The sequence below is a fragment of the Bacillus sp. EU55 genome (assembly GCF_038005925.1).
GTDB classification, from domain to species: Bacteria; Bacillota; Bacilli; order Bacillales; family Bacillaceae; genus Bacillus; species Bacillus velezensis.
The window spans coordinates 2,237,853-2,259,897 of the sequence record NZ_JBBOUE010000001.1 but is presented as its reverse complement, the minus strand read 5'-3'; the positions used below and the strand labels follow the sequence as shown (position 1 = coordinate 2,259,897).

The 22,045-nt window shown below is 46.8% G+C and carries 12 protein-coding genes, 1 tRNA gene and 2 pseudogenes; 11 read left to right on the top strand and 4 right to left on the bottom strand.

Translation table 11 applies throughout. The annotated features are described in order from the left end of the window. Positions 1-25 precede the first annotated feature (25 nt). Complete coding sequence (locus NYE50_RS11390; protein ID WP_159354248.1) at positions 26-1,006, bottom strand: zinc-binding dehydrogenase; 981 nt, start codon at positions 1,004-1,006, stop codon at positions 26-28. Positions 1,007-1,124: 118 nt separating this feature from the next. On the opposite strand from NYE50_RS11390, the gene NYE50_RS11385 reads away from it, so the two are divergent. From NYE50_RS11385 to NYE50_RS11370, 4 genes and pseudogenes are all read left to right on the top strand, one after another. Then, positions 1,125-1,991: a LysR family transcriptional regulator gene (locus tag NYE50_RS11385; RefSeq protein WP_159354247.1), complete on the top strand. Its 867-nt coding sequence runs from the start codon at positions 1,125-1,127 to the stop codon at positions 1,989-1,991. Positions 1,992-2,042: 51 nt separating this feature from the next. Continuing rightward, positions 2,043-2,273: pseudogene (locus NYE50_RS11380) on the top strand (His/Gly/Thr/Pro-type tRNA ligase C-terminal domain-containing protein); the annotation flags it as partial. Positions 2,274-2,319: 46 nt separating this feature from the next. Further along, the gene (locus tag NYE50_RS11375) at positions 2,320-2,622 is read left to right on the top strand and encodes an ArsR/SmtB family transcription factor (RefSeq protein WP_007407355.1); all 303 of its coding nucleotides are present in this window, start codon (positions 2,320-2,322) and stop codon (positions 2,620-2,622) included. Positions 2,623-2,765: 143 nt separating this feature from the next. Further along, complete coding sequence (locus NYE50_RS11370) at positions 2,766-3,941, top strand: MFS transporter (protein WP_159354245.1); 1,176 nt, start codon at positions 2,766-2,768, stop codon at positions 3,939-3,941. A 46-nt stretch (positions 3,942-3,987) separates the two neighbouring features. On the opposite strand, the gene ggt is transcribed toward NYE50_RS11370, so the two are convergent. Further along, the gene (gene ggt, locus NYE50_RS11365; RefSeq protein WP_014418078.1) at positions 3,988-5,763 is read right to left on the bottom strand and encodes a gamma-glutamyltransferase; all 1,776 of its coding nucleotides are present in this window, start codon (positions 5,761-5,763) and stop codon (positions 3,988-3,990) included. A gap of 243 nt (positions 5,764-6,006) precedes the next feature. On the opposite strand from ggt, the gene NYE50_RS11360 reads away from it, so the two are divergent. Continuing rightward, positions 6,007-6,237: an excisionase family DNA-binding protein gene (locus NYE50_RS11360; RefSeq protein WP_003153848.1), complete on the top strand. Its 231-nt coding sequence runs from the start codon at positions 6,007-6,009 to the stop codon at positions 6,235-6,237. 99 nt (positions 6,238-6,336) lie between these two features. Here the strand turns inward: NYE50_RS11360 and NYE50_RS11355 are convergent, their stop codons facing one another. Beyond that, entirely contained in the window at positions 6,337-7,905 is a 1,569-nt protein-coding gene (locus tag NYE50_RS11355) for an IS1182 family transposase (RefSeq protein WP_340762868.1), read from the bottom strand. Between the two features lie 450 nt (positions 7,906-8,355). Here NYE50_RS11355 and NYE50_RS11350 point away from each other — a divergent pair, with 450 nt between their 5' ends. After that, a complete protein-coding gene (locus NYE50_RS11350; RefSeq protein ID WP_003153850.1) occupies positions 8,356-8,901 on the top strand; it encodes a site-specific integrase in 546 nt (181 codons plus the stop codon). A 42-nt stretch (positions 8,902-8,943) separates the two neighbouring features. Then, positions 8,944-9,016 (top strand) — tRNA-Arg (locus NYE50_RS11345). Between the two features lie 144 nt (positions 9,017-9,160). On the opposite strand, the gene NYE50_RS11340 is transcribed toward NYE50_RS11345, so the two are convergent. After that, entirely contained in the window at positions 9,161-9,703 is a 543-nt protein-coding gene (locus NYE50_RS11340) for an IseA DL-endopeptidase inhibitor family protein (RefSeq protein ID WP_053573325.1), read from the bottom strand. 228 nt (positions 9,704-9,931) lie between these two features. On the opposite strand from NYE50_RS11340, the gene NYE50_RS11335 reads away from it, so the two are divergent. The 4 genes and pseudogenes from NYE50_RS11335 to NYE50_RS11320 all read left to right on the top strand — a co-directional run bounded on the left by NYE50_RS11335 (position 9,932) and on the right by NYE50_RS11320 (position 22,031). Further along, a complete protein-coding gene (locus NYE50_RS11335) occupies positions 9,932-11,320 on the top strand; it encodes an MATE family efflux transporter (RefSeq protein ID WP_014418076.1) in 1,389 nt (462 codons plus the stop codon). Between the two features lie 114 nt (positions 11,321-11,434). Further along, positions 11,435-12,403, top strand: a complete 969-nt coding sequence (locus NYE50_RS11330; RefSeq protein ID WP_159354244.1) for an aldose 1-epimerase — start codon at positions 11,435-11,437, stop codon at positions 12,401-12,403. An 18-nt stretch (positions 12,404-12,421) separates the two neighbouring features. After that, complete coding sequence (gene dacB / locus NYE50_RS11325) at positions 12,422-13,897, top strand: D-alanyl-D-alanine carboxypeptidase/D-alanyl-D-alanine endopeptidase (protein WP_095060664.1); 1,476 nt, start codon at positions 12,422-12,424, stop codon at positions 13,895-13,897. 480 nt (positions 13,898-14,377) lie between these two features. After that, a pseudogene (locus NYE50_RS11320) lies at positions 14,378-22,031 on the top strand (amino acid adenylation domain-containing protein). Positions 22,032-22,045 lie beyond the last annotated feature (14 nt).

Genomic DNA, 22,045 nt, shown 5'->3' with positions numbered 1-22,045 from the left:
AAACGGACGGGTCCGCTCCTCTTTTTTAGACATCCAAACGAAAGCCGATATTGCCAAACTGCCGTCCTTCCCGCATTCTGTTAAAAGCGGCAGCTGCTTCTCTGAGAGAATACATACGGTCGATAATGGGACGGATGCCGCAGCGGTTTATCAATTCCAGCATATCCGCGAATTCCTTATTGCTTCCCATTGATGTACCGAGAATATGAATCTGCGGAAAAAACAGCGAGCGAATAGGAAATCCGAGCTGATCGCCTGAACTGGCGCCAAATGTTACGATCCGGCCATTCGGTTTCATAATGTCAAGATAGTGTTGAAACAAGGCGGGGCCTACACCGTCAAGTATGATATCTGCTTTTTCGCCATTCAGCGCCTCATTCCAGTCACCGTAGCTGTCAATCGCCCGGTCTGCACCGTATGACAGTGCGGTTTGTTTTTTGTTTTCGCTGCGGGAAGTGACGCTGACTGTCGCTCCGATAGCTTTTGCCATTAATAAGGCATATGTTGCCACGCCGCTTCCGATGCCCGGAAGGATAAGGTGTTCGCCTTTTTTAAATTGTCCTTTTGTAAATAAGGCGCGATAAGCGGTTAATGCTGATAACGGCAGCACGCCCGCTTCCTCCCAAGTCAGGTGTTCGGGTTTTAAAACGGCATTTTCCTCAGGAACGATGACATAAGGTGAAAATGTTCCGTCGCTCGGACCACCTAAAATATCAGGGACGGCTGGTACGTCCTCAACAGTCTTCCAATTCAGCACCGGGTTGATGATGACTTCTGCATGCAGTAAATGAGACCGGACGCCGTGTCCTATTTCGGTTACGATTCCCGCGCCGTCTGAACCGAGAGTAAATTCATGGTTTCCGGTTTTGTGGTTTTTCATTAAAAACAAATCACGATGGTTTAATCCGGCTGTTTTCAGCTTTATTTTTACTTCGCCGTTTCCCGGCCGTTTGTCAGGTGCCTGCCTGAAATCAAAGCCATTTTCGTGTATGATAAGAGCATTCATCATTCTTCTCTCCTTTATGATTGATGAGAAAGATTTTACAGGCTGTATCAGCTGCAGTAAACAAATGAAAATTGATAGCCGGCTATCAATAAAAATCATAGCAAGAAGGTGCCCTTACATGGAAAGCGGAGACTTAAAGATTTTTCAGGCTGTCGCCCGCAAAGGAAGTATTTCAAAGGCGGCAGAAAGCCTGCATTATGTTCAATCAAATGTGACAAACCGGATTCAGCAGCTGGAACGGCAATTGCAAACACAGCTTTTTTACCGCACAAATCGGGGGATGACGCTGACGCCCGCAGGTGAAAACTTATTAAAAGACGCAGACAGAATCCTTCAATTGCTGCATGAGGCGCAAAAAACGGCGCAAGAGGCAGGCGATCCGAACGGCCCGCTTCGAATCGGTTCTCTTGAAACGGCGGCAGCCGTCCATCTCCCTCAATTTTTCACAGAGTATTGCAGCCGCTACCCGAAAGTACAGCTGTCTCTGTCAACCGGTGATACACATACCTTAGTGCAGCGCGTCTTACACTATGAGCTGGACGGCGCTTTTGTTTATGGACCGGTCGAATACGAAGATCTTGAGCAAGTCGCTGTACTTCAAGAAGAATTGGTCTTGGTCTCAAATAAGCGGGAAGGCAGTTTGCAAGACTTGTTGCGAGATCCGATTCTGTATTTTGCCGCGGGCTGTTCGCACCGCCGCAAAATAAAAAACATACTGAAAGAAGAGGCAGTGCCCGCATATAAAATCATTGAATTCGGTACGTTGGAAGCCATTATTGGGGCGGTGCAGGCGGGGATGGGGGTTTCCTTTCTGCCTGCATCAGCCGTCCGTTATTTTCAAAACAGGAAAAATCTTTTTCTTCATGAGCTCCCTGAACATTTTCGGAATATGAATATATCATTCATCTACCGGAGTGATTTATTTTTGACATCGGCGTTTGAAGAACTGCTGAATGGATTAAAAGCATTACCGAACGGAAGATGAGAAAACAGGACAGCTGTGTACGCCAATTTTTTTCGTTCTGGTTTTTCTCAGAAGAAAGCGGGTATCCGGGCTGAGCTTGATCAGCGTGATGAAAAACTCGGCTATAAAATCAGAGAAGCACAAATGAAAAAAATACCGTATATTGCTGTTGTGGGAGATCGAGAGTGCCGCCATCAATCTGTACATGTAAGGCAATACGGGCGGGAAGACACATTTGAAGAGAATGTGAGTGATTTTATGTCCCGGATCATAAGAGAGGCAAAACAAAAAATAGAGATTTAATAAAAACAATATTGACATATCGTAAAATCACGATATAATAAAGCGTATGAAACCTATTGATGTTTTTAAAGCGTTGTCTAATGAGTCACGGCTTGAGATTTTACAATGGCTGAAAGAGCCGGACCGTCACTTCGCCCCGCATGATGGCATTGATATGAATGAGATCGGAGTGTGTGTCAGCCAGATCACCGATAAGCTTCAGATGACACAGTCAACGGCGTCTCAATATCTTTCCATCCTTCAGCGGGCGGGCCTTATCCAAACAAAACGGATTGGCAAATACACCTATTATAAAAGAGATGAAGAAGCGATAAAGGCGATGGCCGATTATTTTCAGCGCGAAATGTAGGGCTGAATCCTTTAGAAGAGGGATTCAGTTTCTTTTTCCGACTACACATCGACATATTGCGATTTGTTTCTGTTTGTTCAACTCTTTATATCGATATATCACAATATATCTTTATATAAATCATCAATGAAGGAGTGTGTCAGGTGCAAAATACCTGGAAGATTTACATTTTGGCAATTATCAGTTTTTTAGTGGGGACGTCTGAATATGTGATATCCGGGATGCTTGATAAAATTGCAGGTTCCTTGGGAGTTACTGTGGCAGCGGCAGGGCAGCTGATTACGATTTTTTCACTTGTTTATGCAATCGGAACGCCTGTCATGATGGCCCTTACAGCAAAACTGGATAGAAGGAAGCTCATGATCTATGCTCTGGGGCTGTTTGTTATCGGGAATATCATTTCTTTCCTTGTGCAGGGATTCGGCTTATTTGCGGGAGCGCGGGTGATCATGGCGCTTGGAGCAGGAACTGTGGTGGTCACCGCGCTTACGATCGCAGCAAAAATCGCTCCCCCGGGAAAACAGGCAAGTTCTCTCGCAACCGTCATTATGGGGTTTACGGCGGCGCTCATTATCGGTGTTCCGATCGGAAGAACCGTGTCTGAAGCTTTTGGCTGGAAGGTGGTTTTTGCCGGAATTGCGGCAATCGGAATCATTGCCATGCTTATTATACGTTTCGCGTTGCCTGAGATAAAAGGAGATAAACCGGTGCCGCTCATTCAGCAATTTTCTCTTTTGAAGAAACGAAAGGTGGCTGTCGGGCTGGCCATTACGTTTTTCTGGCTCGGAGGCTATTCGGTTGCGTATACGTACCTCTCTCCGTATTTACTGAACGTTACTCATATCGGAAGCGGAATACTGAGTACATTGCTGCTTATTTTCGGTGTTGCAAGTCTTGCCGGTTCTAAAGCAGGCGGTTTCAGCGCAGACAAATGGGGGGCGCGTATGACATTAACCGGCGGAATGGCGCTTCATGCTATCATGCTCATGTTATTGTCGTTTGTCACACATTCTGCTTTCGGAGCGGCGGCAGTGCTTATATTTTGGTCCTTCGCCGCGTGGTCATCAGGGCCTGCTCAGCAGTATCATTTGGCAACGATGGAGCCTGAATCATCGGGTGTATTACTTGGCCTCAACCAGTCTGTCATGCAGCTGGCTATGGCGGCCGGGGCGGGCATCGGGGGCATTGTTGTCACTCATCTGTCTCTTGCATCAGTGACATGGATCGGATCAGCGGGTGTTGTCATCGCGATGTGCGGTGTGCTTTCGCTTGCGTCATTAACGTCTGAAAAAACCTCATCTGAATACAGTGCAGAATAAACAAAAGCCTCGTTTCTCAGCTTGAGAAACGAGGCTTTTTGTCTTGTTATTTTTTATAATTTTTCAAGTTTACGCCGATTGCGGCTCCGTTTCGGCTTGAGTCGGCAACTCCGGTGAAGGTGCCGTTTTCACGGTCGATCAGGATGCTTTGCACATTACCGATATCAACCGGGCTGCTGCCGAATTTATGCCCCATTTCGTTCAGTTTTGTGCGGGCTTCTTCCGGCACTCCTTTTTCATATCGATAGGATGTCATGCTGTTTGTGTAAATTCTCGGCTCTTCGACTGCCGCTTTCAGATCCATGCCGTACTCAACTTTGTTCAGGATCGTTTGCAGGACGGAAGAAATAATCGTTGCTCCGCCGGGGGAGCCGACAGTCAGGACAGGTTCGTTATTTTTGAATAAAATAGTCGGAGTCATGCTGCTGAGCGGACGTTTATTCGGCTGCACTTCATTTGCGCCGCCAGGCACCGCATCGAAGTCTGTTAACTCATTATTCAGCACAACGCCGTATCCGGGAACCATAATACCGGAACCGAACAGCTGTTCAATTGTTGTCGTATAAGATACGACATTGCCGAAGCGGTCGGTTACCGTGAAGTGAGTCGTTTGACCTTCTTGTTTGTCAGTCGGCTGCTCCACTTGTTTATAGTTTGCAGAACCTTCCTGATAGGCCCAAGGATCGCCGGCTTTCGGTTTTTTATTGACTTTATCAATATCTATCAGCTGTCTGCGGGCATTGATATAATCTGGATTCAAGAGACCTTTGAGAGGGACGTTGACGAATTCTGGGTCCCCGGCAAATGCGGCGCGGTCAGCATAAGCCAAATGCATCGTTTCTGCGAGAAGCTGATATTTTTGCCAAGAACGGATATCATATTGAGAAAGCTTAAAATCATCCAGGAGGTTCAGCATTTGCAACAGGAAAACACCGCCCGAGCTTGGAGGAGGAGCAGTTGCGATATGATAGCCCTGGTAATCTCCCCAGATCGGTTCGTCAATCGTCACATTGAAGTTTTTAATGTCTTTTTCTGTCATTGAGCCGCCGAATTCCTGCACTGTTTCTGCAAGCTTTTTGGAGAATGCACCGTCATAGAATGCTTTTGTGCCTTTGTACTTAATAGCTGTAAATGTTTTGGCTAAGTCTTTTTGGATGAGTGTGTCTCCTTCTTTCAGAGGTTCTCCGTCCGGAAGAAACACGTCTTTTGCAGCAGTGTGTGATAATTTGTCTTTATAATCTGAGATGGCATCAGCTAAAACCGAATCGATCGGAAAGCCTTTTGAGGCAAGTTTAATGGAAGGGGTGATGAGTTGTTTCATGGAGCGTGTGCCCCATTTGTCTAGCGCTTTTTCAAGTCCTTTTAATGTTCCCGGAACACCGACTGCAGTCCCTTTCGTAACGCGTTCGGAGAAAGGAATGGCTTTGCCGTTTTCGTCAAGGAACATATCCGGTGTTGCGCCTGCCGGTGCGCGTTCCCTGCTGTCGATAATGGTGGTGTCTTTCGTCTTCGCATCATAAACCATCATAAATCCGCCGCCGCCGATTCCAGACATCATAGGTTCAGTTACGTTTAATGCGAATTGAATGGCAACCGCGGCGTCAATTGCATTGCCGCCTTTTTTCAGCACGTCGGCACCGATTTGTGAAGCGAGAGGATGGGCGGTGGCAACCATGCCGTCTTTGCCGACATCTACCTGTTTGTAGTCGTCATAGGAAAACGGGTGTTTCTTAGCCTGAGCGTGATAAGGGATGCTTCCGGCCGCGAGCAAAGTACTGAGCAGAACGATAAAACAGAGATTCATAAACTTTTTCTTTTTCATAGTCTGCCTCCTTTGTTTTCCGCTTACAATTATAGAGTAAGTAAAATGTGCTGTTTTCACAAGTGACAAACGGAATAGTCCGGTGTGCAAAAAGTTGGGGTTTCTGTGTGAATGTAATCAGTCGCAAATAGGCTAAATGGGAAACCGGACTGAAAAAGCTGTGAAACAAGCATAAAGACAAAAAATAAGCTACAATAAACAAAACAGAATTCACTCACATGACATATGAAAGGAACGTGAGCCATGTATTTAACGATCAAAGAGACAGCTGAGTTTACCAGTCTTCCTGAAGAATATGTGCACAATCTTGTTTTGACGAATAAAATAAGAGCCGTCCATGACGGACAGCAATATTTAATCAACAAGGAACAATTTCAAACCCATCTCGAACAGCTGGAAAAATATAAGGAAATGATTCAAGAGTTTTTAAATGAGCCGCTTCCTGAAGACATTGATGTAAAAGATGAAGATTAGGTGGCTGGGACAAAACTAGCTTCAAATAATGAGAAAGGTGAATTTGGGGGTACTCAAATTCATCTTTCTTTATTTTTATGTATAAATTCTTCTATTACCTTAGAAGTTGGCAGTGAATTTTCTTAAATTCACTGCCATTAATGCGAGACCCATTTCGTTTGCTACCTTCGATTTTCCTCGTACAGAAAATCGAGTGAAACGCAAATTAGCCTTCAAGAATCCAAAAACTGGTTCCACATCGGTTTTACGTTTTCGATAGATGGCACTCGTTTTCTCTTCTGAAAGCTTCGCTCTCACATATTCTTTTTGCTGTTCCCATTTTTTGTTCACCATTAGTTTTCGATTGTTTCCTTCTTTTGCCTTGGTACATGATGAACGGAATGGGCATCCTGAACAGTCTTCGCACTCGTAGACTTTGAAACTCCTTTGGAAACCTGTAGCGTCCGTTCGGACAGAATGATATTGAAATTCTAAACGTTTCTGATTAGGGCACGTATATGTATCGGTTTCTTGATCATATACCCAGTTATCAGGATTAAATGTATTTTGTTTGTACTTTTTCTTTTGTTCCTTCAAAAACATGTTATATGTTATCAGTGCTTCTCGGTTTCTGTTTGAGAGAATATCACTAAAGTTTTGTTCACTACCATAACCTGCATCTGCAACTATATGTTTCGGTAACTCGAAATAATGTTGCTCGATCTCATCTAAAAATGGAATTAACGTACGTGTATCTGTTGGGTTTGGAAATAGACTATAAGCAAGCGCATATTGACCTTCCGTTGCGATTTGTACATTGTAACCAGCTTTCAATTGCCCGTTTTTCATATAATCATCTTTCATTCGCATAAATGTCGCATCTAGATCTGTTTTAGAATAGCTATTACGTGGTCCAAAGATTTTAAGATCCTGTTGGTACTTCCGTTTTCTTAGGATAAAATCAATCAACTGTTTACGCACTTGTTTCGGGTATTTTCGTTCCCTTCGTAAGGCTTTTCGTTCCGTAACGTCTGAAGATGCTTCTATTTGTTTATCATATTCGGTCACTACTTCGTCTACTTTTTGAACCATTTGAGTGAGCTCTCCAAATGATAGCTGTTCATCACTTTCCCGTTCCATTTGGGGTATGATTTCGTTCTCAAGCAACTCATTGTACAACTGGTTTGACTTATCAATTAAACGCTGATGAAATTTCTCAATCGCTTTCTTCCAGACAAACGTAAATTTATTCGCATTCGCTTCAATCTTTGTACCATCGATAAATATCGCTTCTTGATCGATCAGTTTTTCTTCAATCAATTGGCAGCGAAATTGGATGAAACATTGACGGATTAAATCTTTCACTACTGGTTGAACACGAAATCGGTTAATTGTACGGTAGCTTGGTTCATACCCTTGAGCTAACCACATCATACGGATACTGTCTTTTAATAGGGCCTCTATTTTACGCCCTGAAAAGACAGATTGAGTGTAGGCACATAGAATAATTTTAAGCATCATGCGTGGATGATAGGCAGGACAACCTTCATTTCGAAGAAATGGTTCAAACGCTTCTTGAGGGATACTTTCCACTAAATGATGGACATGGTAGGCAATATCATTATTTTGTAACTTTACTTCTAAATCTAAAGGCAAAACGATTTGATTCATGGTATAATCTTTAAACATAAGGACACTTCTTTCTGATTAGATTTTGTATGGTAACTTAATTTTATCAGAAGTTGTCCTTATTTTTTATTGTAAAATAATCAAAAACGGTGAAAGTTTACTCGTCGTAAAATTTCACCGTTTTTTTCGTCTTAGAGGTGGGTTTTGTCCCAGCCCCTTTTTTTTCATTTTTTTCGGTTGCTCACAAAAAAACGGATGCTCAGATTTCATTTTAAGGCCGTTGTTTTCATTTTTTAATACCTTAAGTATCTATTTGTTTAAAAGCTTGTCAACGGGCTGAAAATGATGTTTTTGAGGAATTCGTTGAAACTGCTTATCTGATTCACCTTATGTAACACTATGTATATTATGTTACATAAGACCCTTTATCCTTTATCATTCAACGGGTTTCGGTTATAATAGTAACATAATGCTCAATATGTTACTTTACCAATTATAAGGGGTTTTTTGATGCATATCGTACAGCCGATCCGAAGTTTGGAGAAGATCCAGGAAGTCAAACAGTATTTAATGAAAAAAAGTGATCGTGATTATTTTTTATTTATTTTCGGCATGAACAGCGCACTGCGGATTTCAGATGTTCTGCCGCTTCGCGTGAGGGATGTAAGGAACAAAGACCATGTGTGGGCAACCGAAAGCAAAACGAGAAAGAAAAGAAAAATTCTGATACTGGAGTCTTTAAAGGCCGACATATACGCTTATACAAAAGACATGAAAGAGGATGACTATTTGTTTAAATCGAAACGGACGAATAAGCCCATATCCCGGATTCAGGCATACAGAATATTAAAGGAAGCGGCTGCCGCTTGCGGGTTGGAGGAAATCGGGACGCATACGCTTAGAAAGACGTTCGGGTATCATTTTTATCAGAGGACAAAAGACATTGCTGAACTGCAGAGGATTTTGAATCATTCTTCTCCGTCTATTACAATGCGTTATATCGGAATAGATGAAGATACGACGAGAGCCGCCTATAAAGTGTTCGGAGGGCTGTAGACTTGAAAAAAACGGCCGCCAGCGTTACTATAATAGAAGCAGGCTCTAGTAGCACAGCGGATAGTGCAGCAGTTTCCTAAACTGCAGGTCGGGAGTTCGAATCTCTCCTAGAGCGTTTTTTGTATGAGAAAGGCGCAGCTGAATAATGTCGGTAAAACAAAAACCCCTTGTTATACAAGGGGTTTTTGAGTTGAATATTTTGTGAGAACCTGGTGGAAATGATGTGAAAAAAGCCCGCTGTAAGCAAGCGGGCTTTTTCTTATATGACAGCATCAAATTGATTGACTTTCCAAACGTTGTTTTCTTTTACGAATGTTACATCGCGTTTAGCTGACGGAGAACCGTCAAGAGTCGGCACAGTGAAGCGGTATGTTTGAGCGCTTCCTTTTTTAGAAAGAAGAGTCATTTTTGCTTTTTTCCAATTCAGGAGGTTATCTCCGTCGCCGACCGGAACAGCCAATTTGCCGTCTTTTACAGTGAAGTGGTAATCTTTGAGCCCTTTGTCAATCGCTTGCTTTGTAAAAGCGGGTGTCAGATATTTTACGGCTTTTGCTTTTGTTCCGAGGTCTTTGCACATAAATACATATTGCAGATTTTGATATTCAAACGGTTCAGAAGTGCAATTTTCGTTTGTTTTAAGCGCACCGCCGCTCATCGTGTTCCAGAAATGTTCTCTCGCTGACAGGGCCAGCTGAAGCGCTTGTTTTTGTGTAAGGTCATTAGGTGCATTTTTTGCGGTCGCCGCAGTGCCCAATGACAGAATCAATGTAATAGTAGTGAGGAATAATAGCCATTTTTTCATGATATAATCTCTCCTTCAATCAATCTCTTTCTCTTATGTTACAAATGTTACAATAATTACGTTAAGATTACAATACCTTTTCAGAAATATTTTCCGGACTTTTTATTTTTATGGTTTATTTCCATGTAAGACGTGAGAAAAAGATAAAGAGTTTCATTGAACAAAAGGTTTTTACAAGCTGTCTGCTGAATAATAAAATGGAAGAAAATCAAAAAAGGAGTCCTACATATGGAAGTACAAGATCATTTAGAAACAGCGGAAGGCCGCGGCCAGTCTGTCTGGCGATCGATGTCACTGTTTTTAGTGCCGCTGCTTTTAAGCAATGTATTGCAATCTGTCGGCCAATTGGTCGGAATGGTATTTGTCGGAAGGTGGCTCGGAGTTGATGCGCTTGCCGCCGTATCGTCTTTTTTTCCGCTGTTTTTTCTGCTGATCTCCTTTACGATCGGAATCGGTTCGGGAAGTTCCATTTTGATCGGGCAGGCTTACGGCGCGAAAAACGAAGAGAGGATGAAGGCGATTGTCGGCACTACACTGACTTTTACCTTTATGCTCGGTGTTGTTCTGGCAGTTGTCGGCAGTGTGTTTACGCTTGATATTCTGCGGCTGATGGGAACGCCGGAAAACGTAATAGATGTCAGTGTCCGATATGCGCGCATTTTGTTTTGCGCAATGCCGCTGATGTTTTTATATTTTGCGTATACGACATTTTTACGCGGAACGGGAGATTCAAAGACTCCGTTTTATACGTTAATCGTCAGTACAGTCATAAACATCGGGCTTTTGCCTTTATTGATTCTCGGGCTTTTCGGACTTCCGAAGTTCGGCATTTACGGTTCGGCGTATGCAACCGTGATTTCAAACATCGTGACATTTATCGTACTCATGGTTTATTTGCGGAAAAGGAAACATCCATTGGCATTTGACCGGACTGCGCTCCGTTCTCTTAAAATGGACAAAAAGCTGCTCGCGCTTTTACTCCGTCTCGGTATTCCGTCGAGCATCAATATGATTCTCGTGTCACTTTCTGAAATTGCGGTCATTTCATTTGTCAATCATTACGGATCAAACGCGACGGCTGCTTACGGGGTCGTCAACCAAGTGGCGAGTTATGTGCAGATGCCGGCGGTAAGCCTCGGTATCGCCGTTTCAATTTTTGCCGCCCAATCCATTGGCGCCAATCAATTCGGCCGGCTGAAACAGGTCATCAAAGTCGGCATCGGCCTGAATTATTTGATCGGCGGGGTGTTGATCCTGCTGATTTACACCTTCTCCCGGCAGATACTGGCTTTGTTTTTAACAGATCAGGATACACTCCACATTGCCCGCAATCTGATTATGATTACCCTTTGGAGCTATTTGATTTTCGGTCACGCTCAGATCGTTTCAGCAACAATGCGGGCGAGCGGTACGGTGTTATGGCCGACGATTATCAGCATTTTTGCGATTTGGGGAATTGAAGTGCCTGTGGCCTTTATTCTTTCTCATTATACGAATCTCGGCATTCTCGGCATTTGGGTCGGTTATCCGGCGGCTTTTGTCGTCAGCCTGCTGCTGCAATACGGATATTACCGGTTTGTATGGAAGAAAAAACAGATTACCCGGCTGATTCAATAAGGTTTTACCGCACATCGCTCAGTTCATACGGGCGATGTTTTTTTAGAGCAGGAAAATGAGTTTAGAAAATGGAATTCCTATACATGCTAGAAAACAAGGAAAGGGCAGGTGCTTATGACGATTGAACATACGACTTATTTAGGGGTTTCAGCCATAAAAGCGGAGACTGATCAGGCTGAATGCATCATTGTGCCGGAGTGGGGATCAAATGTCATATCGCTTCGGGATAAAAGAACCGGTATGCGGCTTCTCAGAGAACCGGAAACTGCGGAGCAATTCCGCGCAAAACCGATGCTGTACGGCATTCCCGTTTTATTCCCGCCGAACCGGATTACGGACGGGACGTTTCGTTTTGACGGCCGCGCGTATCAATTCGAGATAAACGAAGAGGATAAACATAATCATATTCACGGCTTTCTTCACAATCAGCATTGGAAAGTGGCGGCAGCGAAAGAAGAGGGGGATGGAATGACAGTCGAAACAGAAATTGATCTTTCAAAGATTCCCCGTGTTCATAAACAATTTCCGCACGATGTCATTGTCCGGATGACCTATACATTAAAAGACAATGTGTTTACGCAGCGGGCGCTGATTACCAACAAGGGAACGGAGGCTTTTCCTTGGGGGCTCGGCTATCATTCCACATTTGTTTTCAATGAAGAGCGATCCCGTCTTTTTCTGACGGCTGACCGCATGTGGGAATTAAATGAACGTTTCGTGCCGACGGGCCGTTTATTGGATGTGCCTGATAAAGAAGCGTTCCATCATGGGATCTCTTTGAAAAATAAACAGTTTGACGATGTTTTTCTTTCTTCCGGACGGAACGGCGGCAATAACGAAGCTGTTATTTATCATCCGGATGAGAAATTATCCGTTTTGTATCAGGCAGACACGTCTTTCAAGCATTGGGTGGTATATAACGGTGACGGAAAGCAGGGGTTTGTCAGTCTTGAGCCTTATACTTCCGTTACAGATGCATTTAATCTGAATCAGCCTGCATCACTGACAGGGCTTCAGATTCTGAAACCGGGCGAAGAAGCGGCTGCGTCATCCAGGATCACCATTTTGCATGACGAAGAATAGGAAAGAGGCGGGATAACATTGAAAACATATGTGAAACGCTTGAGCGCGGTGATTCTGCTTTTGATCATTGCCGCAGTTCCTTATATTGATGATGCGGCTAAGGCGGCTGATCAAAAAAATACTTTGCAAAAAGAGCTGGAACACATTCTGGATGAAGAACCTGCTTTAAAGGGGGCTTCAGCGGGCGTCAGTGTCCGGTCAGCAAAAACAGGGGAGGTGCTGTTCGGCAGCCGGGAAGATATGCGGCTGAGGCCTGCATCACTGATGAAGCTGCTGACGGCATCTGCGGCGCTTTCCGTTCTCGGAGAAGATTACACCTTTAAGACAGAAGTACGGGCAGACGGCGCCGTGAAAGGAAAACAGCTGCGCGGAAACCTTTATCTCAGGGGAAAAGGCGATCCGACCCTATTGGTTTCTGATTTTGAGAAGATGGCTAAACAGGTCAAAGCCAGAGGCATCCATGTCATTAAAGGAGATCTGGTCGGGGATGACTCGTGGTATGACGATACCAGGTATTCAGTTGATCTTCCGTGGAGCGATGAAGGCCAATATTATGGTGCGCAAGTATCAGCTCTTACCGCTTCCCCAAATGAGGATTATGATACCGGAACGGTGATTGCGGAAATCAGCCCGGCAAAACAGCCCGGTAAAAAGCCGCGCATTTCGATTTCTCCCCATACGGACGTCGTTCGTGTGAAAAATGAAGTGAAAACCGTCGCTTCTGATGAAAAGAAAGAATTGACGGTTGAACGGGAGCACGGTGGCAATGTGATTACGATAAAGGGAACCATACCTGTCGGCTCGGCACAGGCAAGAGAATGGGCGGCGGTGTGGGATCCGTCGTCCTATGCTTTAGATTTATGGAAACAAGCGCTTACTAAACAGGGTATAACTGTAAAAGGGAAAATCAGAACAGGGCGAATGCCGCACCGCACCCAACTTGTCACATCACGGACATCCATGCCTCTTTCAGAATTATTGATTCCGTTTATGAAACTGAGCAACAACGGGCACGCCGAAATTCTGATCAAGGAAATGGGAAAAGTGAAAAAAGGGGAGGGCAGCTGGGAAAAGGGCTTGGACGTGATGAAATCGGAGCTTAAATCGTTCGGGCTGAATCCGGATGAATTGATTGCAAGAGACGGATCCGGCGTTTCTCATATTAACGGCGTATCCGCCGGCCAAATCGGAGAGCTTTTGTATGCGGTTCAGAAAGAAAAGTGGTACCCGGCTTTCCTTCGGTCGCTCCCTGTCGCCGGCGCAAGTGACAGAATGACGGGAGGAACCCTTCGGAACCGGCTGAAGGGCACCCCGGCGGAGGGCAAAATTAAAGCGAAAACCGGGTCACTAACATCAGTCAGTTCGATTGCCGGCTATGCAGACACAAAAACAGGAGATACGCTTATTTTTTCCGTGCTTCAAAACGGGCTGCTTGACGAAGATGACGGAAAAGACATTGAAGACAAAATCGCAGTCGTGCTGGCAAATCAATAAGAAGGGCCGAATCCTTAGAGGATTCGGCTTTTTTCGATGTCTGTAAAACATTATATTGCGATTATGAATCAATCTTTTCAAAAAGTAATATCGGCAATATCCTTCCTTTTTTTTACATGCTACTTTCTTACTTGTTCACCGATTTTTCATTTTTTAACATAAAACTTCTTTTCAGGAGGCAAAACCTTTTTAAAAGCGCAATTAATTATACATTTTATTCCTTATTATAGTGTTTAAGAACCAGTTTACAGTGTGCATACATACCGTTTTACATGGTATAAAGATTATAGAAATGAAGAAATGAAGTGAGGAATATATACTATATTCTAAAAAATGTTAGAGAAAATTTAATTTTTTATTGTGATTTCTAAAATATGTTTTAAAATAATGCTTATATGGATGATTTAGTCATATGCTGTCGAAATTTAATTGTAATTATTTCACTTTCTTATCCTCTTAAATTGAAGCGGAGGGATTCCATTGAAGAACACTGTTTATTCTTTAACTCACGCCCAAAGAAGAGTGTGGTTTACGGAGCTGCTCGAACCGGGCACAAGTATCTGCAATCTCGCGGCATGCGTCAAATTCAGGGGGGACATCGATTTTGACGTACTGCGCCATGCTTTAGATTTTTCTATCTCGCAAAATGATTCGCTCAGGTTTCAACTGACAGAAGGGGACGGATCAGAACCCCAGCTGTATCTGGCGGGGCATCGGCCGATTTCTCTAGAGACTGTTGATTTTACTCATACTGATCAGGCAGAGCGGGACGCATGGATTGACACGCAGACCCGTGTTCCGTTCAAGCTGTTTCATTCACCTCTGTATCACTTTACTCTGCTTGTCATGTCAGACGAAGAAGTTTGGCTTTATTCAAAATTTCACCATATTATCATGGACGGCATCTCGCTCAACCTTCTCGGCAACCAGCTCATTGATATCTACCAAAAGATCATGCGGGGCGAGGATTTAACTGAACATCACAGACCTTCCTATCTCAGCTACATGGAAAAAGAACAGCAATACTTACAGTCTTCCCGTTTTCAAAAAGACCGTTCATTTTGGACTGAAACATACCGAACCGTTCCGGAACACCTTTCACTGGCGGAACGAACCTCTCATCTTAGACAAAGCACTGCGGCTTCCAGAGATACAATCACTCTTTCTCACTCCTTAGAACAATCTATCCGGCGTTTTTGCAAAGAAAATAATATCAGCATCATCTCTCTGTTTATGGCTTCGTTATACATATGCATCAGCCGTCTGACGGCTAAAAAGGATATTGCCATCGGCACTTATTACGGAAACCGGGGCTCCAGGCTCGAAAAGGATATGCTCGGCATGTTCGTCAGCACACTGCCGATCAGAATGACGGCAGATCCTGATGCGGAGTTCCTGTCCTTTGTCCGCAGCGTAGGAAAAGAGCAGCTGTCTGTTATGCGGCACCAGAAATATCCTTACAATCTTTTTGTGAATGAATTAAGGCAGACTCATCACGACCTGCAAAATATCATCGGGATTTCGATGCAATACCAGCCTCTCGCGTGGCGTCAGGCAGAAGGTTTCGATTATGAAACGGCGATGTTTTTCAGCGGACATACGGCAAATGAGCTGTCCATTTTAATTAAGGAGCGGACAGATACGGGATTGATTGAGCTGAATTTTGATTATCAATCCGCTTTATTTACTAAAACATCGATTAAACGAATTCAAACTCATTTGCTGACGATCGTTGAAAATGCCGTTAGAAATCCAAACCAGCTGATTCGGCATATTGATATGGCGGATGAAAATGAAAAGAAACGGGTGTTAACTGCGTTTAACCGTACAGAAGCGGTTGAACCGCCGGCTCCGACGCTTCACGGGCTGTTCACCCGCCGCGCCGCGCTTTCGCCGCATCGTCCGGCGCTCCGTTTTCCGGGCGGCATGCTGACGTACGCTGAGCTCGATCAGTACACAGACAGGCTCGCTGTTCGGCTCCGCCAAAAAGGCGTCCGCAAAGAAAGCATGGTCGGCGTACTCGCCGAACGCTCGCCGGAGATGGTGGTTTCTGTGCTTGCCGTGTTAAAAGCGGGCGGCGCCTATGTGCCGCTTGACCCGGAGTATCCTGAGGACAGGCTGCGCTATATGCTCGACGACTCCGGCGCCTGCCTTCTGCTTGCACAGCCGGGGTTATCCCTTTCCGGTTTTTCCGGAGAAACGCTAGAAGTGTCTCTTTCTTCTCTGACAAGTGAGACGGAGACAGGGGATGTCTCTGAAGAAGCGGATGCTGATTCGCTCGCTTATATCATTTATACGTCCGGTTCGACGGGAACACCGAAGGGAGTGGCTGTTGAACACCGTCAGGCCGCCGCCTTTTTATCAGGGATGCAAGGGCAGTTCCCGTTGACGGAAGAGGATATTATCGTGCTGAAATCATCCTTTTCTTTCGATGCTTCCATCTGGCAATTGTTTTGGTGGACGATGTCCGGCGCCTCCGTGTATCTGCTTCCTGCCGGATGGGAGAAAGATCCTGTGCGGATGATTGAAGCTTTTTCTTCTGAAAAGGTGACGACCGCGCATTTTATTCCGGCGATGGTCAACAGCTTTTTAGACGCGCTGGAAACAGAGCCTGCAGAAACAAGAACACGCCTCGGCAGAACACTGACACGCGTGTTTGCCGGAGGGGAAGCTCTTTCCCCGCTTACGGCTGCCCGGTTTGCCGATCTTCTGCCGGAGACCGTGCTCATTCACGGCTACGGGCCGACGGAAGCGACGGTTGATGCGGCGTTTTACGTCTGTGACCGAAAACGGGACAGCGGACGGACAAGGCTTCCGATTGGTAAACCCGTTCCTGGTGCCCGTCTGTATGTATTAGATAGCGGAGGAACCATCCAGCCTGCGGGCGTGGCAGGAGAGCTGTACATCGCGGGGACAGGGGTGGCCCGCGGCTATCTGAACCGGCCTGAGCTGACGGAGGAGCGTTTTCTCGATGATCCGTTTTATCCGGGAGAACGCATGTATCAGACGGGAGATATCGCACGCTGGACAGAAGACGGCCTTGTTGAATGGCTCGGACGTTCAGACGGACAGGTGAAAGTCCGCGGCTACCGGATTGAACCGGGGGAAATCGAAGCGGCGATCCGGCGCATCGACGGCATTCGTGAGGCGGCGGTCACCGCCCGGACCGAACACGGCGAAACCGCGCTTTATGCCTATATCGAAGGACGGGAAAGCGATGACGTGCGGGCGGAGCTTGCGGCACGCTTCCGGCCTACATGATGCCGGCTCAGTTCATAAAGATGACCGAGTGGCCGGTCACGCCGAACGGAAAACTTGACCGCCGCGCGCTGCCGGCTCCCGGCGGAGCGGCAGACAGACAGGCGTACACCGCCCCGCGGAACGTCACGGAAATGAAGCTTTGCGCCCTTTGGGAAGAGGTGCTGAAAAACGGCCCCGTCGGCATCCGGGATCACTTTTTTGAGCGGGGCGGCCATTCGTTAAAAGCGACGGCTCTCGTCTCCCGCATCGCCAAAGAGTTCGGTGTTCAGGTGCCGTTACAGGACATCTTCGCCCGGCCGACGGTGGAAGAGCTCGCTTCGGTTATTCAGGACTTGGAAGAGAGCCCGTATGAATCGATTCAGCCTGCGCAAAAACAGGACACCTATCCGGTGTCTTCGGCGCAGAAACGGATGTATGTGCTCCAGCAGCTTGAAGACGGCGGTGTCGGCTACAATATGCCGGCTGTGCTGGAACTGACGGGCCCGCTTGACCGCGGCCGGCTGGAGGAGACGTTCCGGCAGCTTGTGGAGCGGCATGAGTCGCTCAGAACGTCCTTTGAAACGGGGCCTGACGGCGAACCGGTGCAGCGCTTCCATGACAGCGTACCGTTTCAGCTGGATGAGGCCGAGTCAGCTGACGCATTCGTCCGGCCGTTTTGTCTGGAGGAAGCGCCGCTCTTCCGTGCGGCCCTCGTGAAAGAATCAGACGAACGTCATCTTTTATTAACGGATATGCATCATATTATTTCTGACGGTGTGTCCGTCAACACCTTGATTAAAGAATTCGGCGAGCTGTACGCAGGCCGTTCGCTTGCGCCGATGCGCCTTCAATATAAAGACTATGCCGTCTGGCAGCGGTCGTTTCAGGAGAAAGAAGGATATCAGAAGCAGGAAGCGTATTGGCTGAAGCGGCTAGAAGGAGAGCTTCCGGTGCTTGAGCTTCCGGCTGACAAGCCCCGTCCGGCTGTCAGAAGCTTTGCGGGCGGCAGCGTATCGTGCACGCTTGACGCTGAAACCGCATCCGGCCTTCACCGCATCGCCCGGGATCACGGCTCCACTTTGTATATGGTGCTTCTCGCCGCGTACAATGCGTTACTCGCGAGATTGAGCGGTCAGGAAGACATCATCGTCGGCTCGCCGATTGCCGGGCGTCCGCACAAAGACCTTGAACCGATTCTCGGCATGTTCGTCAACACGCTGGCCATCAGAACGGAGCCGAAAGGAGACAAACGGTTTACCGATTATTTGGCGGAAGTCCGCCAGGCCGCGCTTGAAGCGTATGAGCATCAGGACTACCCGTTTGAAGAGCTTGTGGAACGGCTCGGCGTGCAGCGGGACACAAGCCGCAATCCGCTGTTTGACGCCATGCTTGTCGTTCAGAATATGGAGCATGAGGAACTGCTGTTGGACGGTTTGCATATTCAGCCTGCGGACGTGTCCCGTCCGGTTTCCAAATTTGATGTCACTTTGCAGGCTTCTGAAGGCGGGGGACAGATTCATTTTCTGTTTGAATATGCGGCGTCATTATTCCGGAAAGAAACGATGCAGCGCTGGGCTTCCCACTTTATGACGATGCTTGAACACATTGTCCGTGAACCGGAAACTTCTATACAAGCGATCAGCATGCTGACTGCTCCGGAACGGAACCGGATTCTTTCGGACTTTAACGGCATGGCGGATCAACAGCTGCCTGAAAAAACAGTTCATGAACTGTTCATCACCCAGGCGCGAAAAACACCGGATGCGGCAGCCCTTATCAGCGGGGAAACTTTAATCACATATAAAGAATTAGATGAATGGTCGAATAAAATCGCCAGAGCTCTGCAAAAACGGCAGATCGGACCGGATGCCGCCGTCGGCATTGTGATACCAAGATCACCGGAACAAGTCGCGGCAGTCTTCGGGGTTTTGAAAGCCGGGGGCGCCTACGTCCCGATAGATCCTGAATATCCGGAGGAACGCAAGCAATATATCATCTCAGACAGCGGCACAGCGCTTCTCCTTACCGTACACGGCGCAATAGATCAAGTGCCTGATCATTTTAAAGGTGAAGTGCTCGCACTGGAGGATATCCAAGAACAAGACGCATCACCGGTTCAGTCATTATCAGCACCGGAAGATTTGGCTTACTCATTTACACGTCCGGGACGACAGGCAGGCCGAAAGGGGTTATGGTCGAACATCGTTCCGTCAGCCAAACCCTTCAATGGCGGAGCGGATTTTATGATCTGAATGAGAAAGATACGATTCTTCAGCTCTTTTCATTTTCATTTGACGGTTTTGTAACAAGTATGTTCACACCGCTGGTTTCCGGTGCGAAAGCGGCCGTTTTAGCCGAAGATGAAGCAAGAGATATTCTTGCTATTAAACACTATCTTGCATCTTACCGCATCACTCACATGATCATTGTTCCCGTGCTGTATCGCACACTGCTTGACGTACTGGAGCCGGGTGATGCCGAGTCTCTCCGGATTGTCACATTAGCGGGAGAAGCCGTCGACCAAAACGTTATCAGCCGCAGTTTATCAGTTTGTCCACACACTGAGCTTGCCAATGAGTACGGACCGACGGAAAACAGCGTCGCCACTACAGCGGCAAGACATATAGAACAAAGTGAGAACATTACGATCGGCCGTCCGATTGAGCATTCACACGTTTATATTTTAAACGGGGATCACCCGCAGCCGATCGGTGTAACGGGAGAACTTTGCATTTCGGGTTCCGGCCTTGCAAGAGGGTACCGCAATCTTCCTAAGCAAACGGCTCAAGCCTTTGTCCAAGACCCGTTCCGGAAGAACCGGCGCATGTACCGCACGGGCGACCTGGCAAAATGGCTGCCGGACGGCACGCTGCAATATATCGGCCGAATGGACGAGCAAGTCAAAATCAGAGGCTACCGGGTGGAACTGAAAGAAATTGAATCCGCCTTAACAGGCATAAAAGGTGTCAAAGAAGCAGCCGTCACCGCTCTGCCCGCATCAGCAGGCCAAACGGAACTATGCGCTTATATCGTGACAGAAGAAGGAACGGAAAGTGAAACCGTGCAGCAGGCGCTCAGAAATGAAATGCCCGCTTATATGGTGCCGGCGTTCTTTGAAACACTTGAAGCCCTGCCTGTCACACCGAACGGGAAGCTTGACCGCCGCGCGCTTCCTGAGCCGCGGAAAAAAGCGCACACCGGACGGGCATTTACCGAGCCTGAAAGCGACATGGAAAAAGAGCTTTCCGCGATTTGGAGCGAAGTGCTCGGGACTGAAAACATTGCCGCGGATCAATCATTTTTTGAACTGGGCGGCGATTCCATCAAAGCCCTGCAAGTATCAGCCCGATTACATCAGGCAGGAAAACAAATCGCCGTAAAAGATATTTTCAGCCGGCCGACAATTAGAGAGCTGGCGCCTTATGTCCGTACAGAGCGGCAGCCGGTCAGCCAAGCTCCTGCAGAAGGAGAAGTGAAGTGGTCGCCGGTCCACAAATGGTTCTTCACACAAGACATGAAGGAAGCAAACCATTTTAACCAGTCCGTCATGCTGACGAGAACAAATTCAATAGATGAAGAGGCCCTGAGGAAAACGTTAAAAGCCATTACCGTTCATCATGATTCCTTGCGCCTTGTCTGCAAAAAAGACGAAGAGAAAGGTCTTCTCCTCTTCAACAGACCGGCTGACCTCGCAGATGAGCAGCTTTACAGCCTGACCATATTAGAAATGGAAGGCGATGAGCATGAGAAGGAACGTTTTGTAAAACGCCGCGTCGCAGAGCTTCAGAGAAACATGGATTTAGAGAACGGGCCGCTTGTACAGGCGGGGCTATTCCGTTCTGAAGCAGAAGATTACTTGTTTCTGACGGTCCATCATCTCGCTGTCGACGGGATATCATGGCGGATTTTATTGGAAGACTTGGCTTCTGTTTATGAGCAGGCCTTCTCTGGGCAGGAAATCAAACTCCCTCCGAAAACCATGTCATTCAAAACATATACGGAGCAGCTGGCCGATTATGCCGAAAGCAGACAGCTTCTTCAGCAGGCGGAGTATTGGCGGGAGATTGAACACTATGAAACAGAAAGTCTTCCTTACGAGCAGGCAGATTTATCTCAAACTCCTGCAAAAAAACGGAACACGGTATCCTTCACTCTGACAGAAAGTGAAACGGACGCCCTGTTGAAAGATGTGCACAGCGCCTACAATACGGATACGCAAGATGTGCTTTTGGCTTCCGCCGTGCTTGCCGTTCAAAAGTGGTCGCCGCGGCACGCGTTGAAAATCGCCCTTGAAGGACACGGACGCCAATCGGAGCAGGCAGGTGCGGACATCAGCAGGACGGTGGGGTGGTTCACTTCCATTTACCCGGTGCTTTTCCGGAGCGGAGTTTATGAACCTCATGAAGAATATGAAATTCGCACATTGAAAACCGTCAAAGACACATTGCGGCGCATTCCGGATAAAGGGAACGGATACGGCGTCCTCAAATATTTGACACCGCCGGAGCTTGCCGGGATGACTTTCGGGAAAGCACCGGAGATCAGCTTTAATTATCTCGGACAATTCGATGCGCCCGGCGGGAATCCGGCAGAAACGGAACAGCCTGACGCGTTTCAGTTTTCTCCTTTGGGAGGCGGAGATGATGTGACAGATACATGGAAACGGGAGCAGTCACTTGAAATCAGCGCGATTGCGGCAAAAGGCCGGATGACCGTCAGCATTTCCTATGAAACGGAGCGCTTCCGGCAAGATACGATCGAACGGCTGTCCGAAAGCTGCTCGGAACACTGCCTCAGCAAAACTGATACGGAGAAGACCGTCAGTGACTTTGATGATCGGGAGCTGACTGAGGAAGCATTGCAGGACATTGCCGACTTACTCAGCTTCCACTAAACCGAGCGGGAGGA

Coding starts and splice junctions, on each gene's coding strand:
- NYE50_RS11355 (WP_340762868.1), bottom strand. CDS start 7,905: ATGTTTAAAGATTATACCATGAATCAAATCGTTTTGCCTTTAGATTTA.
- NYE50_RS11340 (WP_053573325.1), bottom strand. CDS start 9,703: ATGAAAAAATGGCTATTATTCCTCACTACTATTACATTGATTCTGTCA.
- NYE50_RS11330 (WP_159354244.1), top strand. CDS start 11,435: ATGACGATTGAACATACGACTTATTTAGGGGTTTCAGCCATAAAAGCG.
- NYE50_RS11350 (WP_003153850.1), top strand. CDS start 8,356: ATGCATATCGTACAGCCGATCCGAAGTTTGGAGAAGATCCAGGAAGTC.
- NYE50_RS11360 (WP_003153848.1), top strand. CDS start 6,007: ATGTATTTAACGATCAAAGAGACAGCTGAGTTTACCAGTCTTCCTGAA.
- NYE50_RS11335 (WP_014418076.1), top strand. CDS start 9,932: ATGGAAGTACAAGATCATTTAGAAACAGCGGAAGGCCGCGGCCAGTCT.
- NYE50_RS11375 (WP_007407355.1), top strand. CDS start 2,320: ATGAAACCTATTGATGTTTTTAAAGCGTTGTCTAATGAGTCACGGCTT.
- NYE50_RS11390 (WP_159354248.1), bottom strand. CDS start 1,006: ATGAATGCTCTTATCATACACGAAAATGGCTTTGATTTCAGGCAGGCA.
- ggt (WP_014418078.1), bottom strand. CDS start 5,763: ATGAAAAAGAAAAAGTTTATGAATCTCTGTTTTATCGTTCTGCTCAGT.
- NYE50_RS11385 (WP_159354247.1), top strand. CDS start 1,125: ATGGAAAGCGGAGACTTAAAGATTTTTCAGGCTGTCGCCCGCAAAGGA.